Annotated in this window: 21 protein-coding genes; 7 read left to right on the top strand and 14 right to left on the bottom strand. The window is 41.7% G+C overall.

Annotated elements, in window-relative coordinates; genetic code table 11:
• The first annotated feature begins 267 nt into the window (after positions 1-267).
• Together J3P43_RS04355 and J3P43_RS04360 are read left to right on the top strand one after the other, a co-directional pair.
• Positions 268-486: a hypothetical protein gene (locus J3P43_RS04355; RefSeq protein ID WP_255899509.1), complete on the top strand. Its 219-nt coding sequence runs from the start codon at positions 268-270 to the stop codon at positions 484-486.
• Between the two features lies 1 nt (position 487).
• Complete coding sequence (locus J3P43_RS04360; protein WP_255899512.1) at positions 488-1,414, top strand: hypothetical protein; 927 nt, start codon at positions 488-490, stop codon at positions 1,412-1,414.
• Between the two features lie 88 nt (positions 1,415-1,502).
• Here J3P43_RS04360 and J3P43_RS04365 read toward each other — a convergent pair whose 3' ends face one another.
• Positions 1,503-2,219, bottom strand: coding sequence for a hypothetical protein (locus tag J3P43_RS04365; RefSeq protein WP_255899514.1), 717 nt, complete (start codon positions 2,217-2,219; stop codon positions 1,503-1,505).
• Between the two features lie 52 nt (positions 2,220-2,271).
• On the opposite strand from J3P43_RS04365, the gene J3P43_RS04370 reads away from it, so the two are divergent.
• Together J3P43_RS04370 and J3P43_RS04375 are read left to right on the top strand one after the other, a co-directional pair.
• Positions 2,272-2,979 carry an SAM-dependent methyltransferase gene (locus J3P43_RS04370; protein ID WP_255899516.1) on the top strand — a complete coding sequence of 236 codons (708 nt, stop codon included), beginning with the start codon at positions 2,272-2,274 and terminating at the stop codon, positions 2,977-2,979.
• The gene (locus tag J3P43_RS04375; RefSeq protein ID WP_255899519.1) at positions 2,976-4,568 is read left to right on the top strand and encodes an FAD-dependent monooxygenase; all 1,593 of its coding nucleotides are present in this window, start codon (positions 2,976-2,978) and stop codon (positions 4,566-4,568) included. The genes J3P43_RS04370 and J3P43_RS04375 overlap by 4 nt, the downstream gene beginning before the upstream one ends.
• Before the next feature lie 25 nt (positions 4,569-4,593).
• Here the strand turns inward: J3P43_RS04375 and J3P43_RS04380 are convergent, their stop codons facing one another.
• The 7 genes from J3P43_RS04380 to J3P43_RS04410 all read right to left on the bottom strand — a co-directional run bounded on the left by J3P43_RS04380 (position 4,594) and on the right by J3P43_RS04410 (position 9,750).
• A complete protein-coding gene (locus J3P43_RS04380; protein ID WP_369414778.1) occupies positions 4,594-5,196 on the bottom strand; it encodes a MiaE family protein in 603 nt (200 codons plus the stop codon).
• A gap of 17 nt (positions 5,197-5,213) precedes the next feature.
• Positions 5,214-5,798, bottom strand: a complete 585-nt coding sequence (nadD, locus tag J3P43_RS04385; RefSeq protein WP_255899521.1) for a nicotinate (nicotinamide) nucleotide adenylyltransferase — start codon at positions 5,796-5,798, stop codon at positions 5,214-5,216.
• A 79-nt stretch (positions 5,799-5,877) separates the two neighbouring features.
• Positions 5,878-6,447, bottom strand: coding sequence for a guanylate kinase (gene gmk / locus J3P43_RS04390; protein ID WP_255899524.1), 570 nt, complete (start codon positions 6,445-6,447; stop codon positions 5,878-5,880).
• 51 nt (positions 6,448-6,498) lie between these two features.
• Positions 6,499-7,374: a YicC/YloC family endoribonuclease gene (locus J3P43_RS04395; RefSeq protein WP_255899526.1), complete on the bottom strand. Its 876-nt coding sequence runs from the start codon at positions 7,372-7,374 to the stop codon at positions 6,499-6,501.
• 58 nt (positions 7,375-7,432) lie between these two features.
• Complete coding sequence (gene rnc, locus J3P43_RS04400; protein WP_255899529.1) at positions 7,433-8,161, bottom strand: ribonuclease III; 729 nt, start codon at positions 8,159-8,161, stop codon at positions 7,433-7,435.
• A 79-nt stretch (positions 8,162-8,240) separates the two neighbouring features.
• On the bottom strand, positions 8,241-9,494 hold the full coding sequence (gene fabF / locus J3P43_RS04405) for a beta-ketoacyl-ACP synthase II (RefSeq protein ID WP_255899533.1): 1,254 nt from the start codon (positions 9,492-9,494) through the stop codon (positions 8,241-8,243).
• Between the two features lie 19 nt (positions 9,495-9,513).
• Positions 9,514-9,750, bottom strand: coding sequence for an acyl carrier protein (locus J3P43_RS04410; RefSeq protein ID WP_008508386.1), 237 nt, complete (start codon positions 9,748-9,750; stop codon positions 9,514-9,516).
• Positions 9,751-9,899: 149 nt separating this feature from the next.
• Here J3P43_RS04410 and J3P43_RS04415 point away from each other — a divergent pair, with 149 nt between their 5' ends.
• The 3 genes from J3P43_RS04415 to J3P43_RS04425 all read left to right on the top strand — a co-directional run bounded on the left by J3P43_RS04415 (position 9,900) and on the right by J3P43_RS04425 (position 15,484).
• Positions 9,900-10,313, top strand: coding sequence for an IPExxxVDY family protein (locus J3P43_RS04415; RefSeq protein ID WP_255899536.1), 414 nt, complete (start codon positions 9,900-9,902; stop codon positions 10,311-10,313).
• 56 nt (positions 10,314-10,369) lie between these two features.
• On the top strand, positions 10,370-11,800 hold the full coding sequence (gene pyk / locus J3P43_RS04420) for a pyruvate kinase (protein WP_255899538.1): 1,431 nt from the start codon (positions 10,370-10,372) through the stop codon (positions 11,798-11,800).
• A 378-nt stretch (positions 11,801-12,178) separates the two neighbouring features.
• The gene (locus tag J3P43_RS04425) at positions 12,179-15,484 is read left to right on the top strand and encodes a vitamin B12-dependent ribonucleotide reductase (RefSeq protein WP_255899541.1); all 3,306 of its coding nucleotides are present in this window, start codon (positions 12,179-12,181) and stop codon (positions 15,482-15,484) included.
• Positions 15,485-15,614: 130 nt separating this feature from the next.
• On the opposite strand, the gene J3P43_RS19665 is transcribed toward J3P43_RS04425, so the two are convergent.
• From J3P43_RS19665 to rpsB, 6 genes are all read right to left on the bottom strand, one after another.
• On the bottom strand, positions 15,615-15,854 hold the full coding sequence (locus J3P43_RS19665; RefSeq protein WP_369414779.1) for a PLDc N-terminal domain-containing protein: 240 nt from the start codon (positions 15,852-15,854) through the stop codon (positions 15,615-15,617).
• Between the two features lie 23 nt (positions 15,855-15,877).
• Complete coding sequence (locus J3P43_RS04430; RefSeq protein WP_255899543.1) at positions 15,878-17,635, bottom strand: ABC transporter ATP-binding protein; 1,758 nt, start codon at positions 17,633-17,635, stop codon at positions 15,878-15,880.
• Positions 17,636-17,723: 88 nt separating this feature from the next.
• Positions 17,724-18,287, bottom strand: a complete 564-nt coding sequence (frr, locus tag J3P43_RS04435) for a ribosome recycling factor (protein ID WP_255899546.1) — start codon at positions 18,285-18,287, stop codon at positions 17,724-17,726.
• 23 nt (positions 18,288-18,310) lie between these two features.
• Entirely contained in the window at positions 18,311-19,018 is a 708-nt protein-coding gene (gene pyrH / locus J3P43_RS04440; RefSeq protein ID WP_255899549.1) for a UMP kinase, read from the bottom strand.
• Positions 19,019-19,174: 156 nt separating this feature from the next.
• A complete protein-coding gene (tsf, locus tag J3P43_RS04445) occupies positions 19,175-20,014 on the bottom strand; it encodes a translation elongation factor Ts (protein WP_255899551.1) in 840 nt (279 codons plus the stop codon).
• Between the two features lie 99 nt (positions 20,015-20,113).
• The gene (rpsB, locus tag J3P43_RS04450; RefSeq protein WP_255899553.1) at positions 20,114-20,968 is read right to left on the bottom strand and encodes a 30S ribosomal protein S2; all 855 of its coding nucleotides are present in this window, start codon (positions 20,966-20,968) and stop codon (positions 20,114-20,116) included.
• Positions 20,969-20,980: the final 12 nt, after the last annotated feature.

The following is a 20,980-nucleotide window of genomic DNA, read 5'->3' on the forward strand; positions in this document are numbered from 1 at the left end:
TCTAAGCTTTTGGAAAGTTGTTAGATAGACTCTTTTGAAAACGTCGGCCGGCATTTCATCGCTTCGTGCAGCCCCGTTTTTCGTTGCAAGTCCGCCCTTTCGCTCTGCCCAATTCGGCGGGCTTTACACTGCAACCGGGTTTAACGGGTCCTTTTTCTTTTTCATCGCTTCCAGACTCCGTCGCATCCTTCAGGATACAAACTTTCGGGTATTTTTTGTGTTTAAATATTAAGGCTTTTAATTTAAAAACAAGTCAACCCTCAAAACATGAAAGTTATAAAGTTTTACTATGGTCTGCTAATCTTGCCTGTGGCATTAATACTAAGCTCCTGCTCTAATAATTCCGCCAAGGCAGATGACCCTAAAGTATTAGTAATGGACTCCATTTCGACCGAACTGGAGAGTACAAACAAGGAGCTGGATGAAAAGACCTCAAAATTAGAGGAATCTTTAAAGAAAGCTGAAGAATTAGAAACCAAGAAATAATATGGAAGCGAAAAATATTTTGAAGATCGCCATGCTTCCGCTTGTACTATGTGCAATCATGGCGTTTACCAGTTTCCCTCCCCAGGGGAAGGGAAACAACGAGGACAAGGGAAATAAATCTCAAGGGCAATCGCAGGATAAAGGACACGGAAAAAGCGATCAGGGGCAAAAAGGTAACAAGTCCGAAACAGACCGTAGTCAGTCGCCACGCAAAGGCCATTCAAATGCAGATAATCCTGGCAACAGAAATAACTCGCGCGCTGAGGCGGACAACCGCGACAGTCGCGGAAATAGCGACAACAGGGGTAAGGTCGGGAATGACAACGGAAATAGCCGCGGCAAGGCTAATGGGAATGACGCGGGATTTAATCGTGGAAATGGCAACTCAAATGCCGACTTCAAATCTCGTGGCAACGGCAACAGCCGTAACATGAATGGAAAGAGAGATGTAGATATAAACTGGAATCTAAATGATTTTGATAACAGATGGAATCCAAAAAATAGCAAAAAGGTAACTATCTGTCACAATCCCACTGGAGATTCCAATAACGGAGTTACTATCAGGGTTTCCGAAAACGCTCTACAGGCACACCGTAACCACGGTGATCAAATAGGCGAGTGTAATATCAATTATTCTGATCGCTGGTCGGGCGATTATATCCGGTCGCGCGAGAATGTTTATAATACTTATGAGCAAACCTGGGAACGAATGTCGTACGGTGAGGCTTTGCTGAGGTTAGCCGCTGCAAAGATCCTTGGTTTAAGAACAGACCTCGACAGAAATCGCGCAACCTGGTCTGCATCTGAAATACAGCGCCGCGAAACTCTTATTTACGATCTGGAAAACAATAGCGTGGCGCTTGACAATCAGCTGGAGCTAAGCCGGCAAAGGCTCGACTCCGACGTTAATATAATTATCAGTTTGTAAGAGAAACGAATATATTCTATCTAATACGTTGCCGTCTAAACATACCTAATGAAAAAGGTGCTTCACCAGTGGTAGAGCACCTTTTTTGTTAAGCGGCTGTGGAAATATGTTTAACTAAACTCCGTTTTGCCAAGGGCAGCAAAGTTTGCTCGAGGGGGAAGGTGATATCGCTTTCTACATGATATACCGCCGGGTTCGGAAACTCTCGCCGCCTAACTATAAGATCGTTTTTTATTCCTTCGGGAGTGTAAACGAAGCTCCTTTCGTAGCTTGTTATAAAAGCGGTATTTATTCCCCTGTATTTTTCATCTTTCCCTTCGAAAATAGTCACCTGGTATTCGTAGACATTTGTCGAGCGCTCATCACCATTTCTTAGTAAAAGATATCCCTGGTAAGGATATAAAGGCAATACGCCAATCGGCTCAATGCTTAAGCGACTTTCCACGAAATCATAGATCTCTTTCCCTTCGGCTATAGCGGGATCAAGCTTATTCAACGAAAATCCAATGATGGTTTCGATCTCATGCATCAGCGAGTCATCTTTTACCATTTTTTCGTAGGTTAGCTTAACCGCTTCGATATCTGCATGCGACAGGCGCTCGGGGAAAGCTTTTTGCAGCGCAGTCTTGTTCTCTTTGAATTTTAACAGGTTGTTATAATGAAACACCAGATCATTCAAGTCCGGATACAATCTGGTTTTATGAAAGTGCTGATTGATCTGTTTTAAATAAGCAAGCAATTGATACTTCTTGCGTTCAAAATCCACCGAGCCTTCTATAAACCAATTTACACTTAATGAATTCATATATTCTCCTTTCCTGTACAATAAATAAAGAAAAAAAAGCAAATTTGCAAGGATGCCTAAAGGAACTCTATTTCTGATTCCGGTGCCTTTAGCCGAAAACTCGGCTGATAAGGTCCTCACAAATTATCACTCCGACCTTATAAACAACATTTCTGTCTATATAGTTGAGAACGAAAAAACCGCCCGTTTCTGGTTAAAGAATATGGGATTAAAACTTCCGCAAAGCGAACTGCTGATTCATGTTTACGGCAAGCATTCGGAAAAGGTTGATATGAGAAGCTATTTTATTGAGCTTGAAGCGGGTAAAGATGTAGGTTTGATGAGTGAAGCCGGTTGCCCCGCGGTAGCCGATCCCGGCTCTGATATAGTCGCCGAAGCACATAGACGGGGAATAAAAGTTGTTCCGATGGTTGGGCCGAGTTCGATTATTCTTGCGTTGATGGCATCTGGATTCAACGGACAGAGTTTTACTTTTCATGGTTATTTACCGATTGATAAAGCTCAGCGCAGCAAACGAATAAAAGAGCTCGAAAATAGTGCTCTAAGACATCGTCAAACCCAGATATTTATCGAAACGCCTTTCCGGAATAATCAAATGCTTGATGATATTCTGAAGACTTGCGGTACGCGAACACGTGTCTGTGTGGCTTGCAATATCACCGGGGTAGATGAACAGATAATCTCACAACCTGTAGAACAATGGAGAAAGCAAAAGGTTGACTTTCATAAAAAGCCGGCAATCTTTTTGATCTCAGAATGAACAACCTACCAGCCCATAGTCCCGTAATTATCGTAGGGGCCGGCCCTTCGGGTTTAATGATGGCTGCACAGTTATTACGCTTTGGAATTCAACCTGTCATTATCGAAGCAAAAACTGCATTAAATACTGAGTCGCGCGCGTTGGCAGTACAGGCCAGGTCCCTGGAGATCTTTAGACAAATGGGCTTGGATAAAGTGGCTTTAGACCAGGGAAATGTGGCTAAAGGGCTGGAACTTTATCAGGATACAGAGAGAATAGCTGATATCGAGCTGTCAAGTTTGGGGGAGGGAATAAGTTTTTTCCCATTCGCGCTCATACTCGAACAAAGTAAAACCGAGCGTATTCTGGTAGATTATCTCACGGGTAATGCCTGCCCCATTTATTGGGACACACAAGTTCTGGGCCTTTATCAAACCGATAAGGTGGTGAGCGTTAAAGTTAAACGTTCTGCAGGGGAAGAGATTATTTCCTGCGACTGGCTTATCGGAGCCGATGGTGCCGGCAGCAAGGTTAGAAAGTCGTTGAATATCTCTTTTTCAGGGGGCACTTACGAAAATAAATTCTTTCTGGCTGATATGAAGATAGCCGGCGAGAAATCCACTGATTATATCCGTGTTTTTTTGAAAGATAAGGGCTTTACAGGAATATTCCCTATGAAGGATTCCAGTTATCGCTTTATCGGAACAATCCCTGCAGCCCTGCAGGCTAAACCAGATATTTCCTTCGATGATTTACGGCCTTATCTAACCTACGATCTGGGTTTTTCCCTCGAGGGCGATCGCTGTAATTGGTTCTCTACTTACCAGCTGCACCATAGAATGGCAGAGAAATTCAGAAATCAACGTTGTTTTCTGATTGGCGATGCTGCGCATATTCATTCGCCGGCGGGAGGACAGGGAATGAATACCGGTCTGCAGGACGCATATAATCTGGCCTGGAAGCTGGCGGGTGTAATTAAAAACCGTTATCCCGATTCCATTTTAAATACATACGCAGAAGAGCGAATGCCGGTAGCTAAGACTTTACTTAAAACCACCGACCGTCTTTTTGGTATTGGTATTGGCCAAACCTGGCTGATAAGGAAGCTTAGGCGTTGGTTTCTTCCCTTGATATTGAATCGGATCCGGAAAACTGAACGGATAAGCCGCCAACTATTTGGAGTAATCTCCCAAACCGGCATCAGTTACCGTAACGGTTCTCTATCTGTTCATCACGGTGGGTCTAAGGCAGTGAGGGCGGGCGACAGGCTGCCGTTTATAAAGTTTTTTGATGAAAAACTGAAGCAGGAAACCGACCTCCATGCCTGGTGCGCGCAAACAGGGTTTACGTTAATTGTAATAGGTAACTTGGGTCAGAGAGATATTCTGGCTATTGCGAAGTGGATAAAGCTCAGTTATCCCTTGGATCTGAACTTCTTTTATCTGCCATATTCCGAGCGTAACCAGCCTTTATTTGATTGTTTTGAAATGAATGAAACCAGTAAGAAAGCGATTGTAGTGCGTCCGGACATGCATATAGGCTATATCAACGATGTGGTGGATGTAGAGTTGTTAGCCGGATATTTCCAAGAAATTGTGAGATGGAAATAGTGCTGTGCTTTAACGAAATCGTAGATCAGCCGTGTATCGTTTCACTCTTGCCATAATTTTGGATTACCTGCGCTTCGTAATTAAGCAGTTCTTCCCATCGTGTATCTACATCAATTGTTTCTGCATATTTTTTCGCCAGTTTGATAAACATGGCATAATGACCGGCTTCACTTATCATCAATTCATGATAGAAGTCAGAAAGCTGTGGATCATTTATATTTTCGGACAATACTTTGAACCGCTCGCAGCTACGTGCTTCGATCATTGCCGAGAAAAGTAAGCGGTCGATAAGCTGTGCCTCACGGCCACCGCCTTTAATCACGAATTTTGCGAGTTCGTTCACGTAGTTATCCTTTCTTTCGCGACCTAAAACATAGCCCCGCTCTAAAATGATATCGTGTACCCGCTTAAAGTGGTCCATCTCCTCCCTAACCAGTTCTGCCATTTCCTGAACAAGATCTGAGAGATTGGGGTTTTGTACAATCAGCGTGATCGCGTTGCTGGCAGCTTTTTGCTCACAGAAAGCATGGTCTGTAAGAATTTCTTCGATATTGCTCTCTACCACGTTTTTTACCCACTGCGGATCCGTCGGCAGCTTTAGTTTAAGGATTGTTTTTTCGTTACTCACGCTATAAATTTAATTACTTAAGCCCCGATCCGGCGATATAAATTTTTTGCTTCAATGAAGTTAAGTACTGCGTCGGGCACAAAGAATTGAACGTTTTTACCATTTTGAATACCCTTCCGGATAAAAGTAGATGAAATTTCCATTTGAGGCGTATCGGTTATAGTAACCGCGGGGTGCGAGGTTAGCTCCAGGTTTTCAAATCCCGGTCGGGGATAAACGAGGATTTTATAATCTCGCAGGATGATCTCGTAGTTTTTCCACTTCTTTAATGATGCGAGATTATCCGAACCCATAATAAGATGAAACCGGTGTTCGGGATACCGTTCGGTTAAATGGCTTAAAGTATCAATAGTATAGGATGGCTGGGGAAGCTTGAGCTCAACATCGCTTACTTTAAGATTTTCGGCATGCTCTGTGGCGAGCTTGGTCATTTCCAGTCTGTCGTACATATTGATCAGATCTCCCTTGCTTTTTAAAGGATTATGAGGCGACACAACCAACCATACCTGATCCATAGATGTATAATGGGCAATATAGTTTGCAATGATGAGATGCCCTATATGAATGGGGTTGAATGAACCGAAGAAAAGCCCTATGTCCATAGTACAGATCAAATTTTCTTAATAAACAAAACGCCGGGCCTTCCGGATGGTTTTCCGTTAAGGCATGAGGGCAGAACGGTTAGCTCGATATAAAATTTCTAACAATATCTTCCGCTTCTTTGCAGGCTGTTTGCAGGTCGTTATTACGGAGAATGATATCAAATTTATCGGCATAGGCCAATTCTTTTCCCGCCTTATCAATACGTTCTTTCAGTTTTTCTGCGCTGTCTGTTCCCCTGCTTCCCAGCCGCTGAATCAAGATTTCGAGAGACGGCGGTTGTACGAAAATGGCTAAGGCCTGTTCTCCAAATTTCTTTTTTAGCCTAAGGCCGCCTTCTACGTCAATATCAAAAACTACTACTTTGCCTGCACTCCAGATACGTTCGATTTCAGATTTTAGTGTGCCATAAAACGTGCCCGAATACACTTCTTCAAACTCGATGAACTCGTGTTTGGCTACTTTGTGCAAAAACTCTTCTTTGGTGATGAAATAGTAATCCTTGTTATTGATTTCCTCGCCGCGGCTCTGTCTGGTTGTGGCAGAAATAGAAAATTCAAGCTCGGGGAATTTATTTAACAGATAGTGTACAATAGTGGTTTTACCCGCGCCCGAAGGAGCCGAAAATATAACGAGTTTGCCGTTATCCATGTATGATGAGTTTAATTGGCTGCAAGATGCACACCGGTTTCTCCTTAGGGTTTATAATACGTTTAGTAATTGTTCTTTTACCTTTTCCAGTTCTTCCTTCATGCCCACCACGATCTGCTGGATTTGCGCATCATTAGCCTTCGAGCCTATCGTGTTTATTTCTCTGCCGATTTCCTGGGAAATAAATCCAAGCTTCTTTCCGTTGGCATCCGGCGATTTCAGGGTTTCTAAGAAGTAGTCGCAATGGCTGGTTAATCGTATTTTCTCTTCAGTGATGTCAAGCTTATCAATATAAAATATCAATTCTTGCTCCAGGCGATTTTGATCATAATTCTCCTTGCCTACATTCTCTTCGAGTAAAAGTGTCAGGCGCTCTTTGATCTGTGGAATGCGTTTTGGTGCGATCTCTTCTATTTTTCGCAACGAGTCGTATATGCTCTTTACTCTTGCTATCAGATCCTGCTGCAAGACACCTCCTTCGTCGCTTCTGAATTTCTGAAAATCAAGCATTGCCGCGTTAAAGGTTTTATGCATTTGAAGCCATTCTTCATCGGAAATCGTGTCTTCATCGTATTTAACTACATCAGGGAAGTTAAGCGCCATTTGCAGAAGGTTGCTTCCTGAATCTCCTAATTCATCCGCAGCTTCGCGTAGTTGTTTATAGTAAGCTTTTAGCAGCCCGCTATCAATCGAAGCCGATTTTTTTTGCGTTTCCGAATACTCGACAGTTACAGCCACATTTACCTTTCCACGCTCAATTTGCTTGCTGCATTCATTCCTAAGAACGAACTCTTTGTCTGAAAAAGATTTTGGAAGCTTGAGTGCCAGTTCAAGAAATTTGCTGTTTAGAGATTTAATCTCGACAGTATATTTGGCGTTTGCAAAATCGGTTACTGCGATACCATAACCGGTCATTGATTTAAGCATTGGCAAAGATATAATTTATTAATTAACCTAAACCAGTGAAAGAAGTTCTGAGAGAAGCCTAAATACAAAGGGCTTCGCAGGCTTTTTCTGCCGCGAGTTTTTCTGCGTTTTTCTTATTATAGTCGCGGCCCGAGCCCATATTCTCGCCATCAACAGATACTTTTATAGTAAACAGTTTTGCACTGTCGCCTTCGGCATTAGCAATAAGTTCAAAGGTGACATCCTTCCCGTGTCGCTGGCACCATTCTATCAGTTTACTTTTGAAGTTAGTTTCGGTGTTTTCGAGGGTGTGGATGTCTATATGGGGTTTTATAATATGATTTAGCAGGAAATTTTGAGTGAAATTGTATCCCTTGTCTAGGTAAATTGCACCGATGAGCGCTTCAAATGCATCGCCAAGCAATGATCCCTGTTTGTTGGGGTAATTGACGATCCGGTTGTCGAATTCAATTAATTCGCCCAGCCCAAGTTTTCTGGCAAGCTGATTAAGATTTGCCCGGTTTACGATTTTCGAGCGCATTTCGGTGAGAAAGCCTTCGTCTTTATAGGGATAACGTTTAAACAGCTCTTCGGCAATAACCGATCCAAGTACGGCATCGCCTAAAAACTCCAGCCGTTCATTGCTGTTTTTGGTTCCATTTTTTAGAACCACGGCTATAGAACGGTGCCGAAAGGCCATTTTATAGAGCTTAATATTTCCCGGAACGAACCCTAAAAGATTAGTCAACCTTTTAACATACTCTCGGTGAGGAGAAAAGTAAAGCTTATAGACTTTCGAAAACAGCATCGTTATGTTAATAAGATAATATTAACCAGTTTGGGAATAAATAGCAGTGTTATTATTTGATATAACACTGCTATTTTAATTATGCTTCATATTTTTTGAAGATAACTGATGCATTGTGTCCTCCGAAGCCAAACGTATTGCTTTGTGCTGCTCTAACGGTACGTTTTTGAGCAACATTAAACGTTAAGTTCAAACTTGGATCTATTTCAGGATCATCAGTAAAGTGATTTATTGTAGGTGGGATAATGTCATTCTGAATCGCTAAAATACAAGCAATACTTTCAATGGCGCCGGCAGCACCTAATAAATGCCCGGTCATTGATTTAGTAGAGCTGATATTCAGCTTGTATGCATTTTCACCAAATAAATCGATAATGGCTTTTGATTCGCTGATATCGCCCAATGGCGTTGAGGTACCATGAACGTTGATATAATCGATATCAGCAGTGGTTAAACCGGCATCGTGCAAAGCATTCGTCATCACCAGACGTGCACCTAAGCCTTCCGGATGTGGCGCTGTAATATGATTGGCATCGGCACTCATGCCTCCTCCAATAATTTCAGCATAGATTTTTGCTCCGCGGGCTTTTGCATGCTCCAGTTCTTCCAGAATTATCGCGCCTGCGCCTTCACCTGCAACAAAGCCATCGCGATCCTTATCAAAGGGGCGGGACGCAGTTGCCGGATCGTCGTTACGCGTAGAGAGGGCATGCATGGCGTTAAAGCCACCCATTCCAGCCTCGTTTATAATCGCTTCAGAACCACCTGAGATAATTACATTGGCCATTCCGAGCCTGATGTAATTGAACGAATCTATTAGTGCATTTGTTGAAGATGCACAAGCAGAAACGGTTGAAAAATTTGGTCCGCGAAGACCGTATTTGATCGAGATATGACCCGGAGCTATGTCCAGAATCATTTTTGGAATAAAGAAAGGATTGAATCTGGGGGTGCCATCACCCTTAGCGAAATTCACCACTTCATCCAAAAACGTTTTTAATCCTCCAATACCTGAACCCCAGATTACTCCAATACGATTGGTATCTAACTCGCCAAATTGCAGGCCCGAATCTTTTACAGCTTCATCTGTAGCTGCAAGTGCATAATGCACAAAAGGGTCTAACTTTCTGGCTTCCTTGCGATCTAAGAAATCTTCGGGATTGAAGTTTTTTACCTCACAGGCAAACTTTGTTTTAAAGTTTGTAGTATCGTATTTGGTAATTGGAGCGGCTCCGCTTACTCCATTAATCAACCCGTTCCAGTATTCCGAAACGGTATTTCCTATGGGAGTAAGCGCACCTAACCCTGTAACTACAACTCTTTTTAGCTCCATTTATACTGAGGCAGCGAGATTATTTTACGTTTTTTTCTAAGTATGCGATAGCCTGACCTACTGTGCCGATAGTTTCAGCCTGGTCATCAGGAATAGCAACATTGAACTCCTTTTCAAACTCCATGATCAATTCCACGGTGTCTAAAGAGTCAGCACCAAGATCGTTAGTAAAAGATGCTTCAGGCGTCACTTCACTTTCATCCACACCTAATTTTTCTACGATAATTGCTTTTACTCTTGAAGCGATATCAGACATAGTTTCTATATTTTAATGGTTAAATAATTCTGTGCAAAGAAAAATAAATTCTAATTAATATCAAACCTTTTTGTTTTTGCCTAAAAACTGGCCTGACATGCTCATTCTGCGGGAATCTTTATTAATTTCGTTTTTCTAAAGATTTAAAATTGAATCGGCTTACTCTAAAATACGAACTCGACCTTGATTTTGTTTTAATTGCCATCACTTCACAACTGAAAGATTATATGCTTTGTTTTAAATTAAACAGGCAACTGAACATTAATTTATACAAGATAGATGAACTTGTAATCGAAAGCAATTCTAATGAAATATTTTTTTCGCGATACCAGTATCAAATACCTGAATCAGAAACGGATGTATATTTGTTGGCAAATAAAGGTGATCAGGGATATTTGATTCCGGAAATGAAGCGGGTTGATTATTTTATTTTGATACGCAATTATATCAGCGAAGAGGAAGTTGAACAGATGATTGACGATATAAATAAGCTTCCGGAAATCCTTGCTGCGATAGAAGTTGATCCAAGAAAGTTGAAATCTAAAGAAAATCTGATATTTTAGCCGAAATTATTAATAGTGTATTAAATACACCAATAGAAGTAAAATTGAAATAAATAATGAAACAAATACATAAACGGACCAAAATAGTTGCCACGTTGGGCCCGGCATCGTCGAACAAAGAGGTATTACTTAGTATGATTAAAGCCGGAGTTGATGTTTGCCGCTTAAATTTTTCTCATGGAAATCAGGCAGATCACCAGGCAACTATTGATACTATTCGTGAAATAAATAAACAATACAAAACCCATATTGGTATCCTGGCGGATTTGCAAGGTCCTAAAATCCGCATAGGAATGGTGCAGGATGGAGGCATTCACCTGATAAACGGCAGTAAAATTGAAATTACTACCAACGAATTGCTGGGTAACGACAAGCAAATTTATATCACTTATCAAAGCTTTCCGAGAGACGTAAGGGCCGGAGAGATCATTCTTTTGGATGACGGTAAGATTCAGATGCGTGTTATCAGTACCAACAATAAAGATACCGTTACCTGTGAGATCGTTCACGGCGGTATTCTTACTTCCCGCAAAGGCGTAAATCTTCCCAATACAAAAATTTCTATTCCAAGTTTAACGGAAGAAGATTTAAGCAATCTTGAATTCGCTTTGCAGAATGATGTGGAATGGATCGGTTTATCGTTTGTTCGTACGGCAGAAGACATCATAGAGCTAAAAAGAATTATCACACGCAGTGGTAAAACTGCACGTGTTATCGCTAAGATTGAAAAACCGGAAGCGATTGATAATATAGATGCAATCATCTCGGTTACGGATGGTTGTATGGTTGCCCGTGGTGATCTTGGAGTTGAAATGCCAATGGAGCAGGTTCCCGTATTGCAGAAAATGATTGCCCGTAAATGCCGCGAAGCATCTAAGCCGGTAATCGTGGCAACGCAAATGCTCGAAAGTATGATTACTACTCCGCGCCCAACACGTGCAGAGGTGAACGACGTGGCAAACTCGGTGTTGGATGGTGCAGATGCGGTGATGTTGAGTGGTGAGACATCCGTAGGTGAATTTCCGGTGATTGTTATTGAAACGATGAGCAAGATCATCAAGAATATTGAGGATTTTGCTTATCCGTACCAAACTCCTAAAAAACTTAATCCTAATTCTCCAACTTATATTGCTGACGCAGTTTGTGGTTCGGCAGTTTACCTGGCCGAAAAAACAAATGCAGTTGGATTGGTCTCGATGACTTCTTCGGGATATACTGCTTTCGAGATATCGAGTCATCGTCCAAAAGCCGGCACATTCATTTTTACCAGTAATCGTACTTTATTAAATACTCTTAGCCTGCTTTGGGGAGTAAAAGGTTTTTATTATGATAAATTCGAAACTACTGATAAATCTATCAGTGATGTAAATCGCATCCTTAAAGAAGAAAGAATGGTAGTTACAGGTGAGGTGGTAATCAATACCGCCGCAATGCCGATCGAGAAAAAAGGGAAAACAAATATGATCAAAGTGACTGTGGTCGACTAAGAGAATATCATTCAATATGAAGACAAGCCGGACACAGTTCCGGCTTTTTTTATGGGGTTCCGGTTTGGCCGGGTGAGTCCCGCTAAATAAGGGTATCTATCCAATCTCTTTCCCAATACGTTTTCTGGCGCATTTTGCGTTTCATATAGGTGTTTGTTTTTTTAAAAAAAATAACCTGGTTTTTGAAGTTATCAACATAATAAATATCTAATAACCATGGCCTTATCTATAAAAGTTATCACAATTAAGGGCACACCAACAACCTGTGGAAAAGTCTGATTTCAATTAAGAAGGGCAGACAGATAAATTTGATAAAAACTCCTTATAGTTTTTTCAGGTGAGGAAATAGTTCAATACCAACAACATAATATTACAGAGATGGGCAAAAATAATGCAACCAAAAAGGGAACTGGGAAAGGCTTACAGTTTCAACGCTACTTCAGTAAGGAAGGCGTAAATGTTTATGATTTGTTTCAATATGAGAAACGTTCATCGGTAATCCGGAATCCTGCAGGTGATGCGGTGTTCGAAATGAACGATGTTGAAGTACCGGGATCATGGAGCCAGGTTGCAACCGATATTCTTGCTCAGAAATATTTCCGTAAAGCAGGTGTTCCTCAGCCTGACGGAACCACCGGTTCTGAAAAAAGTGTAAAACAGGTTGCCCATCGTATGGCGCATTGCTGGAAAAGCTGGGGCGAACGCTACGGCTACTTTGCTTCAACTAAAGACGCTGATATTTTCTACGATGAGTTAGTATATACTATCGTAGGTCAGCTAGCCGCTCCAAACTCGCCTCAGTGGTTCAACACCGGACTGCATAGTTCATATGGCATTACAGGAAAGCCTCAGGGGCATTATTATGTTGACCCGGAAACCGAAGTGCTTAGCAAGTCAACTTCTGCATACGAGCGCCCTCAGCCTCACGCTTGTTTTATTCTTTCTGTAACCGACGATTTAGTAAACGATGGTGGTATCATGGATCTTTGGGTTCGTGAAGCACGTATCTTTAAATACGGTTCTGGTGTAGGAACCAATTTCTCAGCTATTCGCGGAGAGAACGAAAAATTATCCGGAGGTGGCTATTCTTCAGGCTTGATGTCGTTCCTTAAAATCGGCGATCGCGCCGCAGGTGCAATCAAATCTGGTGGTACAACCCGTCGTGCTGCTAAAATGGTGTGTTTAGACTTAGATCACCCCGAAATTGAAGGTTTTGTGAACTGGAAAGTAGAAGAAGAGCGCAAAGTTGCAGCATTGATCGCTGCAGGTTATTCTTCTGATTACGAAGGCGAAGCTTATCGTACTGTTGCCGGACAAAATTCAAATAACTCGGTTCGTATCCCTAATTCATTCTTTAAAGCGCTTGAGAGCGGAAAAGAGTGGGATTTAATTGGCCGTACGAACGGTAAAGTGGTTAAATCAATTTCTCCCGATAAATTATGGCAGGATATCGCTTTTGCTGCATGGGCTTGTGCTGATCCGGGTGTTCAATATGATACAACCATCAACGAATGGCATACCTGCCCTGAAGGTGGACGCATTAATGCATCGAATCCATGTTCGGAGTACATGTTTTTAGATAATACTGCTTGTAACCTTGCTTCAATCAACCTTGCACATTTCTTTAACCCGGAGACTTTAGTGTTTGATGTTAAAGGATTTGAGCATGCTTGTCGTGTGTGGACAGTGGTTCTTGAGATTTCTGTTTTAATGGCTCAATTTCCGTCTAAAGAAGTTGCGCAGTTATCGTATGATTACCGCACACTTGGTTTAGGTTTCGCTAACCTGGGCTCTATGTTAATGGTTGCTGGTATTCCTTATGATAGTGAAAAAGCGCGTGCAATTGGCGGTTCTATTTCGGCTATCATGACTGGTACTGCTTATGCAACTTCTGCTGAAATGGCGAAAGAGCTTGGTTCTTTCAAACGCTACGAAGACAATAAAAAGCACATGCTTCGCGTAATGCGCAACCATCGCTATGCGGCTTATAACGCAACTGATGCTTACGAAGGATTGGAAATTGCGCCTCCGGGAATTGATCAAAAATATTGTCCGGATTACTTGCTTTCTGCCGCCTGCAACGCATGGGATAAAGCAGTTGAATTAGGCGAGAAATATGGCTACCGTAATGCTCAAACAACTGTTATCGCCCCAACCGGAACAATCGGTCTGGTAATGGATTGCGACACCACAGGTATTGAGCCAGACTTCGCTTTAGTGAAGTTCAAGAAATTATCTGGTGGTGGTTATTTTAAAATCATTAACCAGGGTGTTCCATCCGCTTTGCGTAACCAGGGTTATAAAGAGCATGAGATTGAAGCAATTGTTAACTATGCTAAAGGTGCTGCTACTTTAAAAGGCGCCCCTCATATTAATTTCGACAGTCTTGCGGCAAAAGGATTCACTCAAGATGAGTTAGAGAAAATCGATAAATCTCTTCTTGCAGCGTTCGAAATCGGATTTGTGTTTAACCAGTGGTCATTAGGTGAGGATTGCTTGAAACGTCTCGGATTCAAACCTGAGCAATACAATTCTCCAGACTTTAACATGTTGCGTGCCTTAGGCTTTAACCGTCAGCAGATCGCAGAAGCAAATGAGTTTATTTGCGGAACAATGACGATTGAAGGTGCTCCATATTTAAAGGAAGAACATTATCCGATCTTTGATTGTGCTAACAAGTGTGGATCAAAAGGTCAGCGTTACATCCATGCAAGTGGTCACATCAAGATGATGGCTGCTGCTCAACCTTTCTTGTCAGGTGCGATTTCTAAAACTATCAACCTTCCGAACGAAGCTACTGTTGAAGAGATTAAAGAGTGTTACGAGCTTTCGTGGAAATTAGCTTTAAAAGCTAATGCGCTTTATCGCGATGGTTGTAAACTATCTCAGCCGCTTTCAACCAAATCTTCTGATTCTAAAGAGGATAAAATGGATGCAATTGAAGAAGTGTTGGGTGAAGCGGCTAATGTTAAATTAAGCGATCTTACGGCTGATCAGGTTTTGGAAGCAGCTCGTGCAATACTTGAAAAGTCGACTGATACCAAATTCAAACGTCAGTTGTCTTCTGTAGTTGAGCGTAAAAATCTACCATCTAAACGTGGAGGTTTCACGCAAAAGGCATCAGTAGGCGGACAAACAGTATTTGTTCGTACAGGAGAATATGAGGATGGGACTTTAGGAGAGATCTTCGTGGATATGCACAAAGAAGGTGCAACTTTCCGCTCGCTGATGAACTGTTTTGCTATTGCTATATCTGTGGGCTTGCAGTATGGTGTTCCTCTTGAGGAGTTTGTTGATAAGTTTACATTCACTCGTTTTGAGCCATCTGGTATGGTTGCGGGCCACGACAACATCAAGAGCTCGACTTCGATTATTGATTATATTTTCCGCCTATTAGGATACGAGTATCTGCAACGTACAGATTTAGTTCATGTGATTACAGAACAGAATGCTGTATTAGGAAATCCTCAAATGGAAGATACCGACACCAATCCACAGGATAACAATTATTCGGATGTTAAATCTGATAAAGTATCGGGGGATAAAGTATTGAAACCAGTTTTGGATATCTCTGGTGGTGGTCAGTCTGACGCTCCGGCCTGCGGTAACTGCGGACACATCATGGTTCGTTCAGGAACTTGCTACAAATGTTTGAACTGCGGTACGCAGGGAGGATGTTCGTAAGGTTAAAGACGAAAACTAAAAAGTTAAAGCCCTGCCAGATAATGGTGGGGCTTTTTTATTGAGGAAGTTTGCAGTTAAGACGGGTTAGGTCTAAATCGTCGCTGCAATACAAATTCCAGAATGGTCTGTCTTATTTTCTTGAGTCGGATAGTATTTTTTGATTTCTTCCTATAAGCAAATAGATCAAGGAGCCTAGCATGGGTAGAAAAAGCACGATCAAGATCCATATTAGTTTACTTGTCGAGTCCTTAAACTCTGATCTCACAATATCAATTATGCAAATAAGCATTAATATGAAGGGGATGCCAGCAGTAAAAAGGATTAACAGGATCTCTGGCAACCCAAGGCCAAGAAATAGTAGATAGGTCATATTAAGTTTTTATCAAGATAGTATTAATTAAGCTCAAATACTTCTTTCTCTCCAATCTGTTGCCTCCACATCGCATAATACAATCCTTTCTCTTCCAAAAGTTCAGCATGTTTCCCAGATTCGATGATGTTTCCACGTTCGAGAACGAAGATCTTATCAGCATGCATAATTGTAGAAAGACGGTGGGCGATGAGGATCGTAATTCTCTCTTCCATATTCGAAACATCCCTGATCGTCTTGGTAATTTCTTCTTCGGTTAAAGAATCAAGCGCTGAGGTCGCTTCATCGAAGACGAGAATATCCGGCCTTCTTAGTAATGCTCTTGCTATTGATAAACGCTGCTTCTCTCCGCCGGAAACTTTTACACCACCTTCTCCGATCACGGTGTCCAGGCCTTTATCAGCCCGAGCTAGTAAGGTATGACAAGCTGCTTTATTCAACACGTCCATACATTCCTCATCACTTGCATCGGGTCTGACGAATTGAAGGTTCTCACGAATGGTTCCCGAGAAGAGCTGGGTGTCTTGCGTAACGAAGCCTATGCGCTCGCGTAAGCGATCTAAATCAATTTCTTTAGAAGATGTATTGTTGTAAAGTACATCGCCCTCCAGCGGCTGGTATAAGCCTACCAACAGTTTCACCAAAGTTGTTTTTCCTGATCCAGATGGTCCGACAAAAGCTACTGTCTCTCCTGCATCTGCTTCGAAAGAGATATTTCTTAACGCATTTGTGGTTGCTGTTCTGTGCTTAAAGCTTACGCCATCAAAAGAGAAACGATTAATACGCTCAAAATGAACTGGTTTTGCTGGTTTGATATCAATGGGAGTCTCTAAAATGTTTCTAAAATTTGCCAGCGAGACTTCGGTCTCCCTCCAGGTCAGGATTACATTTCCTAACTCTTGCAATGGTCCGAAAAGGAAGAATGAGTAAAATAGAAATTGGAAATATTGGCCCGGCGAAATAGAGTTATCGAAAATCAATATTAGCAAAATAACTACCATGATACTTCGTACCATATTTACAGTAGTGCCCTGCACAAAGCTCATACTTCTTACATATTTTACTTTCTTAAGCTCTAGCCCAAGAATCTTGTAAGTAGTATTATTCAGGCGTTTTATCTCCTGGTCGGCTAAACCGAGACTTTTTACCAATTCAATGTTTCTTAATGATTCTGTAGTTGAACCTGCAAGTGCAGTAGTTTCGCCGACGATCTTCCTTTGAAGGGTTTTAATCTTTCGGCTAAGCACCAGACTTAAGATTGCGATCACCGGAATGGCAGCAAAATAGACAAGTGTTACTTTGTAACTTACGGTTAGGGAATAGACAATAACGAAGATCATCCCAATCAGGCTCACATAGAGGATACTGATAAAGGACGTAATGAATTTCTCTACGTCCTGACGTACTTTTTGCAAAATCCCCAAGGTTTCACCACTTCTCTGGTCTTCAAACACCTGATATGGTAGTTGCAGAGAATGCTGCAAACCATCCGCATACATTTTTGCCCCCACTTTCTGAACTATAATGCTCGTGAAATAATCCTGAAAGTTTTTGGCTATGCGTGATACCATGGCTGCACCGACAGATAAGCCGACCCAGGTTAGCGCCAGCGAGATGTAAGCATCACGTGTAAGCTCGTCTTTCTTTTCAATCAATTCGTCGACAATTCTGCCTGTGATATATGGATCGAGTAAAGAAAAACTTTGATTGATGGCTGCAAGAAAGAGCGCTAAAAGCACCACTCCGCGATGCATGCTTAAATACTTTACGAGTAGTTTCATTATATACAAAAATGAAAAAAGGAACGAGCTAATTAACTCATTCCTTTTATTTTGACTTTTAGATTAAATATTAGTAACGCTTCCGCGTTTAAACAGTCATAATGTCTTTTTCCTTGATCTCCACCAGTTTATCCACTTTAACAATATAGCTGTCGGTTAATTTTTGAACCTCAGCCTCGCCGCCTTTAATCTCATCTTCCGATACACCCTCTGATTTCAGGCGCTGAATTTTTCCGTTTACGTCTTTGCGGATGTTCCGGATGGCGATGCGTCCTTTTTCAGCTTCTTCCTTGGCTTTTTTGAAAAGGTCTTTACGACGCTCTTCGGTTAAAGGGGGAACATTTAAACGAATCATTACGCCATCATTCTGAGGGTTTAAGCCAACATTTGAATCTATGATTGCTCTTTCGATAGGGCTCAATAATGATTTCTCCCATGGCTGGATTACAAGTGTCCGGGCGTCTGGAGTGGTAACGCTTCCAACCTGCTGCAATGGAGTGGGGTTGCCATAATAATCTACCATAATGCCGTCAAGCATGGCCGGTGAAGCTTTGCCTGCACGGATTTTTGTTAATTCAGCATCGCAGTGATCAACAGCTTTGTCCATTGTGGTTCTGCAATCGTTCAACTGCTTCTTTATAAGTTCATTCATCGTTCAGTATATGAGATTTATAATTATCCTTTAACCAAAGTTCCAATAGAGTCGCCGTTAGCTATACGCATGAAGTTTCCAGCTTTGTTCATGTCAAAAACAATAATTGGAAGCTTATTTTCCTGGCATAAAGTAAACGCTGTCATATCCATTACGTTTAAGTTATTATCGTAAACCTCCTGGAATGTAATGTTTTCATACTTCGTCGCCGTCGGATCTTTTTCCGGATCGGCAGTGTAAATACCATCAACGCGTGTTCCTTTTAATACAGCATCAGCATTAATTTCGATGGCGCGAAGCGAAGCAGCTGTATCGGTGGTGAAATACGGATTTCCTGTTCCCGCGCCGAAGATTACGATCCTTCTTTTTTCCAGGTGTCTTACAGCCCTTCTGCGAATAAAGGGCTCGCAGATCTGCTCCATTTTAATAGCAGTCATTAACCGGGTTTTAACGCCTGTCTTTTCCAGAGCATCCTGTAAGGCCATACTGTTAATAACGGTAGCGAGCATCCCCATATAATCGGCCTGCACACGGTCCATTCCGCCCTTTTCAGCACTTAGTCCCCTGAAAATGTTTCCGCCCCCTATCACGATAGCTATCTCTAAACCTGTATCGTGAACTGCTTTAATATCCTGGGCATATTGCAAAACACGGTCGCTGTCTATACCATACTGTTTATCACCCATTAATGATTCTCCACTTAACTTCAGGAGGATGCGCTTATACTTCATCTACGACAATATTTTGGCGAATTTAAGAAAATAGTGGGTTAGTTAATTAACGATTGGCGAATTAGTCGGCTAAAAAAAAATGCACATGTAGAGATGAAACAAAAAATCCCCGCCAGTACTGGCAGGGATTTTCCTTAATTCTTAGTTAATCGGCTATTAAGCACCTAACTGCACACGCTTAAACGCAGTGACAGTTAAACCACTTTGAACGCTATTTAAAAACTGAGCAACAGTTTTTGAAGGATCTTTAACAAACTCCTGATTCAATAAAGTAGAATCTTTATAGAATTTGTTCAATTTACCAGCAGCGATTTTTTCAACCATTTCTTCAGGCTTACCTTCAGCACGGATTTGCTCTTTGGCAATTTCAAGCTCACGCTCGATAGTTTTTGCATCCACATCACCTTTATCTAAAGCAACCGGATTCATCGCAGCAATTTGCATTGCAACATCCTTACCGGCAGCATCAGCGTCGGCAGCGTTAGCACTTAAAGCCACTAATACACCTAAGCGGTAGTTACCGTGGATGTAAGCGATCACTTTTTCACCGGTAACAGTTTCAAATTTAGAAACGCCGATTTTCTCACCGATTTTACCGGTTTGATCTAATAGGGCATCAGAAATTTTAGTTCCGTTTAAGTCAAGGCTGCTTAGCTCTTCAACAGAAGAAACATTTTTGTCGATCGCTAATTCAGCAATGCTGTTGGCAAAAGCGATAAAATCAGCATTCTTAGCCACGAAATCAGTTTCGCAATTCACTTCAACAATAATTCCGCGTTTTCCATCGGCTGTAGTTTTAGAAATAACCACACCTTCGTTAGACTCACGATCCTGACGGCTTGCAGCAACTTTAGCACCTTTTTTACGAAGGTAATCTATCGCAGCTTCAAAATCACCGTTAGATTCTGTTAAAGCTTTTTTACAATCCATCATACCTGCACCTGTTTGCTGGCGCAGTTTATTTACGTCTGAGGCAGAGATTTGTACTGTAGACATGTGTTTTTGTATTTAACCTCAAACCTCCGCCGGTGGGCGGAGGTTGAGAAGATTTAAATTTTATTTGTTTGATTATCACAAACCCTTAGGGCTTGGGGCTTACTCAGCGCCTTCAGCAGCCGGAGCTTCGCCTTCTGCAGTAACGTCAACCGCAGCAGCTTTACGCTCACGACGACCAGATGATGCGCCTTCTTCTTTCACCTCAGGAGCATCAGCTTTCGCTTTAGCTACTGCAGCTTCTTTTTCAGCTTCGTCTTCTTTCTCACGTTTACGCTCATCCAAACCTTCCTGGATAGCTTTGATAATGATATCAGTAATCAATTGAATTGATTTCGTAGCATCATCATTTGAAGGAATAGGGAAATCGATGTTTGAAGGATCTGAGTTAGTATCTACCATTGCAAAAGTAGGTACATTCAGTTTCAATGCCTCAGAAACAGCGATGTGCTCTTTCTTAACATCGATAAGGAACAATGCAGCAGGAAGACGATTTAAGTCAGCAATACCTCCTAAAAGGGTTTCTAACTTGATACGCTCACGCTGAATCATTAATTTTTCTTTCTTAGAAAGTACATCGTAAGTTCCGTCTTTAGTCATCTTGTCGATGTTAGACATCTTTTTGATCGACTTACGTACAGTTGCGAAGTTAGTTAACATACCACCTAACCAACGCTCGGTTACGAAAGGCATGTTTACCGAAGCAGCCTGTGCAGCAACGATATCCTTAGCTTGTTTTTTGGTAGCTACGAATAACACTTTACGGCCAGATTTAACGATTTGTTTAATCGCGGCAGCAGCTTCTTCTAATTTTGTTAAAGTTTTATTTAAATCTATGATGTGGATGCCATTACGCTCCATGAAAATGTACTGAGACATTTTTGGATCCCATTTGCGGGTAAGGTGACCAAAGTGTACACCTGCATCCAATAAATCCTGATATGTTGTTCTTGCCATTGTCTGATCCTC

Origin of the sequence: Paradesertivirga mongoliensis, from assembly GCF_024436395.1 — a bacterium.
GTDB lineage: Bacteria > Bacteroidota > Bacteroidia > Sphingobacteriales > Sphingobacteriaceae > Paradesertivirga > Paradesertivirga mongoliensis.

What these genes read in the sequence shown, in the direction of transcription:
- J3P43_RS04355 (WP_255899509.1), top strand. Translation starts at nt 268, where the DNA reads ATGAAAGTTATAAAGTTTTACTATGGTCTGCTAATCTTGCCTGTGGCA.
- J3P43_RS04360 (WP_255899512.1), top strand. Translation starts at nt 488, where the DNA reads ATGGAAGCGAAAAATATTTTGAAGATCGCCATGCTTCCGCTTGTACTA.
- J3P43_RS04365 (WP_255899514.1), bottom strand. Translation starts at nt 2,219, where the DNA reads ATGAATTCATTAAGTGTAAATTGGTTTATAGAAGGCTCGGTGGATTTT.
- J3P43_RS04370 (WP_255899516.1), top strand. Translation starts at nt 2,272, where the DNA reads ATGCCTAAAGGAACTCTATTTCTGATTCCGGTGCCTTTAGCCGAAAAC.
- J3P43_RS04375 (WP_255899519.1), top strand. Translation starts at nt 2,976, where the DNA reads ATGAACAACCTACCAGCCCATAGTCCCGTAATTATCGTAGGGGCCGGC.
- nadD (WP_255899521.1), bottom strand. Translation starts at nt 5,798, where the DNA reads ATGGACATAGGGCTTTTCTTCGGTTCATTCAACCCCATTCATATAGGG.
- gmk (WP_255899524.1), bottom strand. Translation starts at nt 6,447, where the DNA reads ATGGATAACGGCAAACTCGTTATATTTTCGGCTCCTTCGGGCGCGGGT.
- J3P43_RS04395 (WP_255899526.1), bottom strand. Translation starts at nt 7,374, where the DNA reads ATGCTTAAATCAATGACCGGTTATGGTATCGCAGTAACCGATTTTGCA.
- rnc (WP_255899529.1), bottom strand. Translation starts at nt 8,161, where the DNA reads ATGCTGTTTTCGAAAGTCTATAAGCTTTACTTTTCTCCTCACCGAGAG.
- fabF (WP_255899533.1), bottom strand. Translation starts at nt 9,494, where the DNA reads ATGGAGCTAAAAAGAGTTGTAGTTACAGGGTTAGGTGCGCTTACTCCC.
- J3P43_RS04410 (WP_008508386.1), bottom strand. Translation starts at nt 9,750, where the DNA reads ATGTCTGATATCGCTTCAAGAGTAAAAGCAATTATCGTAGAAAAATTA.
- pyk (WP_255899538.1), top strand. Translation starts at nt 10,370, where the DNA reads ATGAAACAAATACATAAACGGACCAAAATAGTTGCCACGTTGGGCCCG.
- J3P43_RS04425 (WP_255899541.1), top strand. Translation starts at nt 12,179, where the DNA reads ATGGGCAAAAATAATGCAACCAAAAAGGGAACTGGGAAAGGCTTACAG.
- J3P43_RS19665 (WP_369414779.1), bottom strand. Translation starts at nt 15,854, where the DNA reads ATGACCTATCTACTATTTCTTGGCCTTGGGTTGCCAGAGATCCTGTTA.
- J3P43_RS04430 (WP_255899543.1), bottom strand. Translation starts at nt 17,635, where the DNA reads ATGAAACTACTCGTAAAGTATTTAAGCATGCATCGCGGAGTGGTGCTT.
- frr (WP_255899546.1), bottom strand. Translation starts at nt 18,287, where the DNA reads ATGAATGAACTTATAAAGAAGCAGTTGAACGATTGCAGAACCACAATG.
- pyrH (WP_255899549.1), bottom strand. Translation starts at nt 19,018, where the DNA reads ATGAAGTATAAGCGCATCCTCCTGAAGTTAAGTGGAGAATCATTAATG.
- tsf (WP_255899551.1), bottom strand. Translation starts at nt 20,014, where the DNA reads ATGTCTACAGTACAAATCTCTGCCTCAGACGTAAATAAACTGCGCCAG.
- rpsB (WP_255899553.1), bottom strand. Translation starts at nt 20,968, where the DNA reads ATGGCAAGAACAACATATCAGGATTTATTGGATGCAGGTGTACACTTT.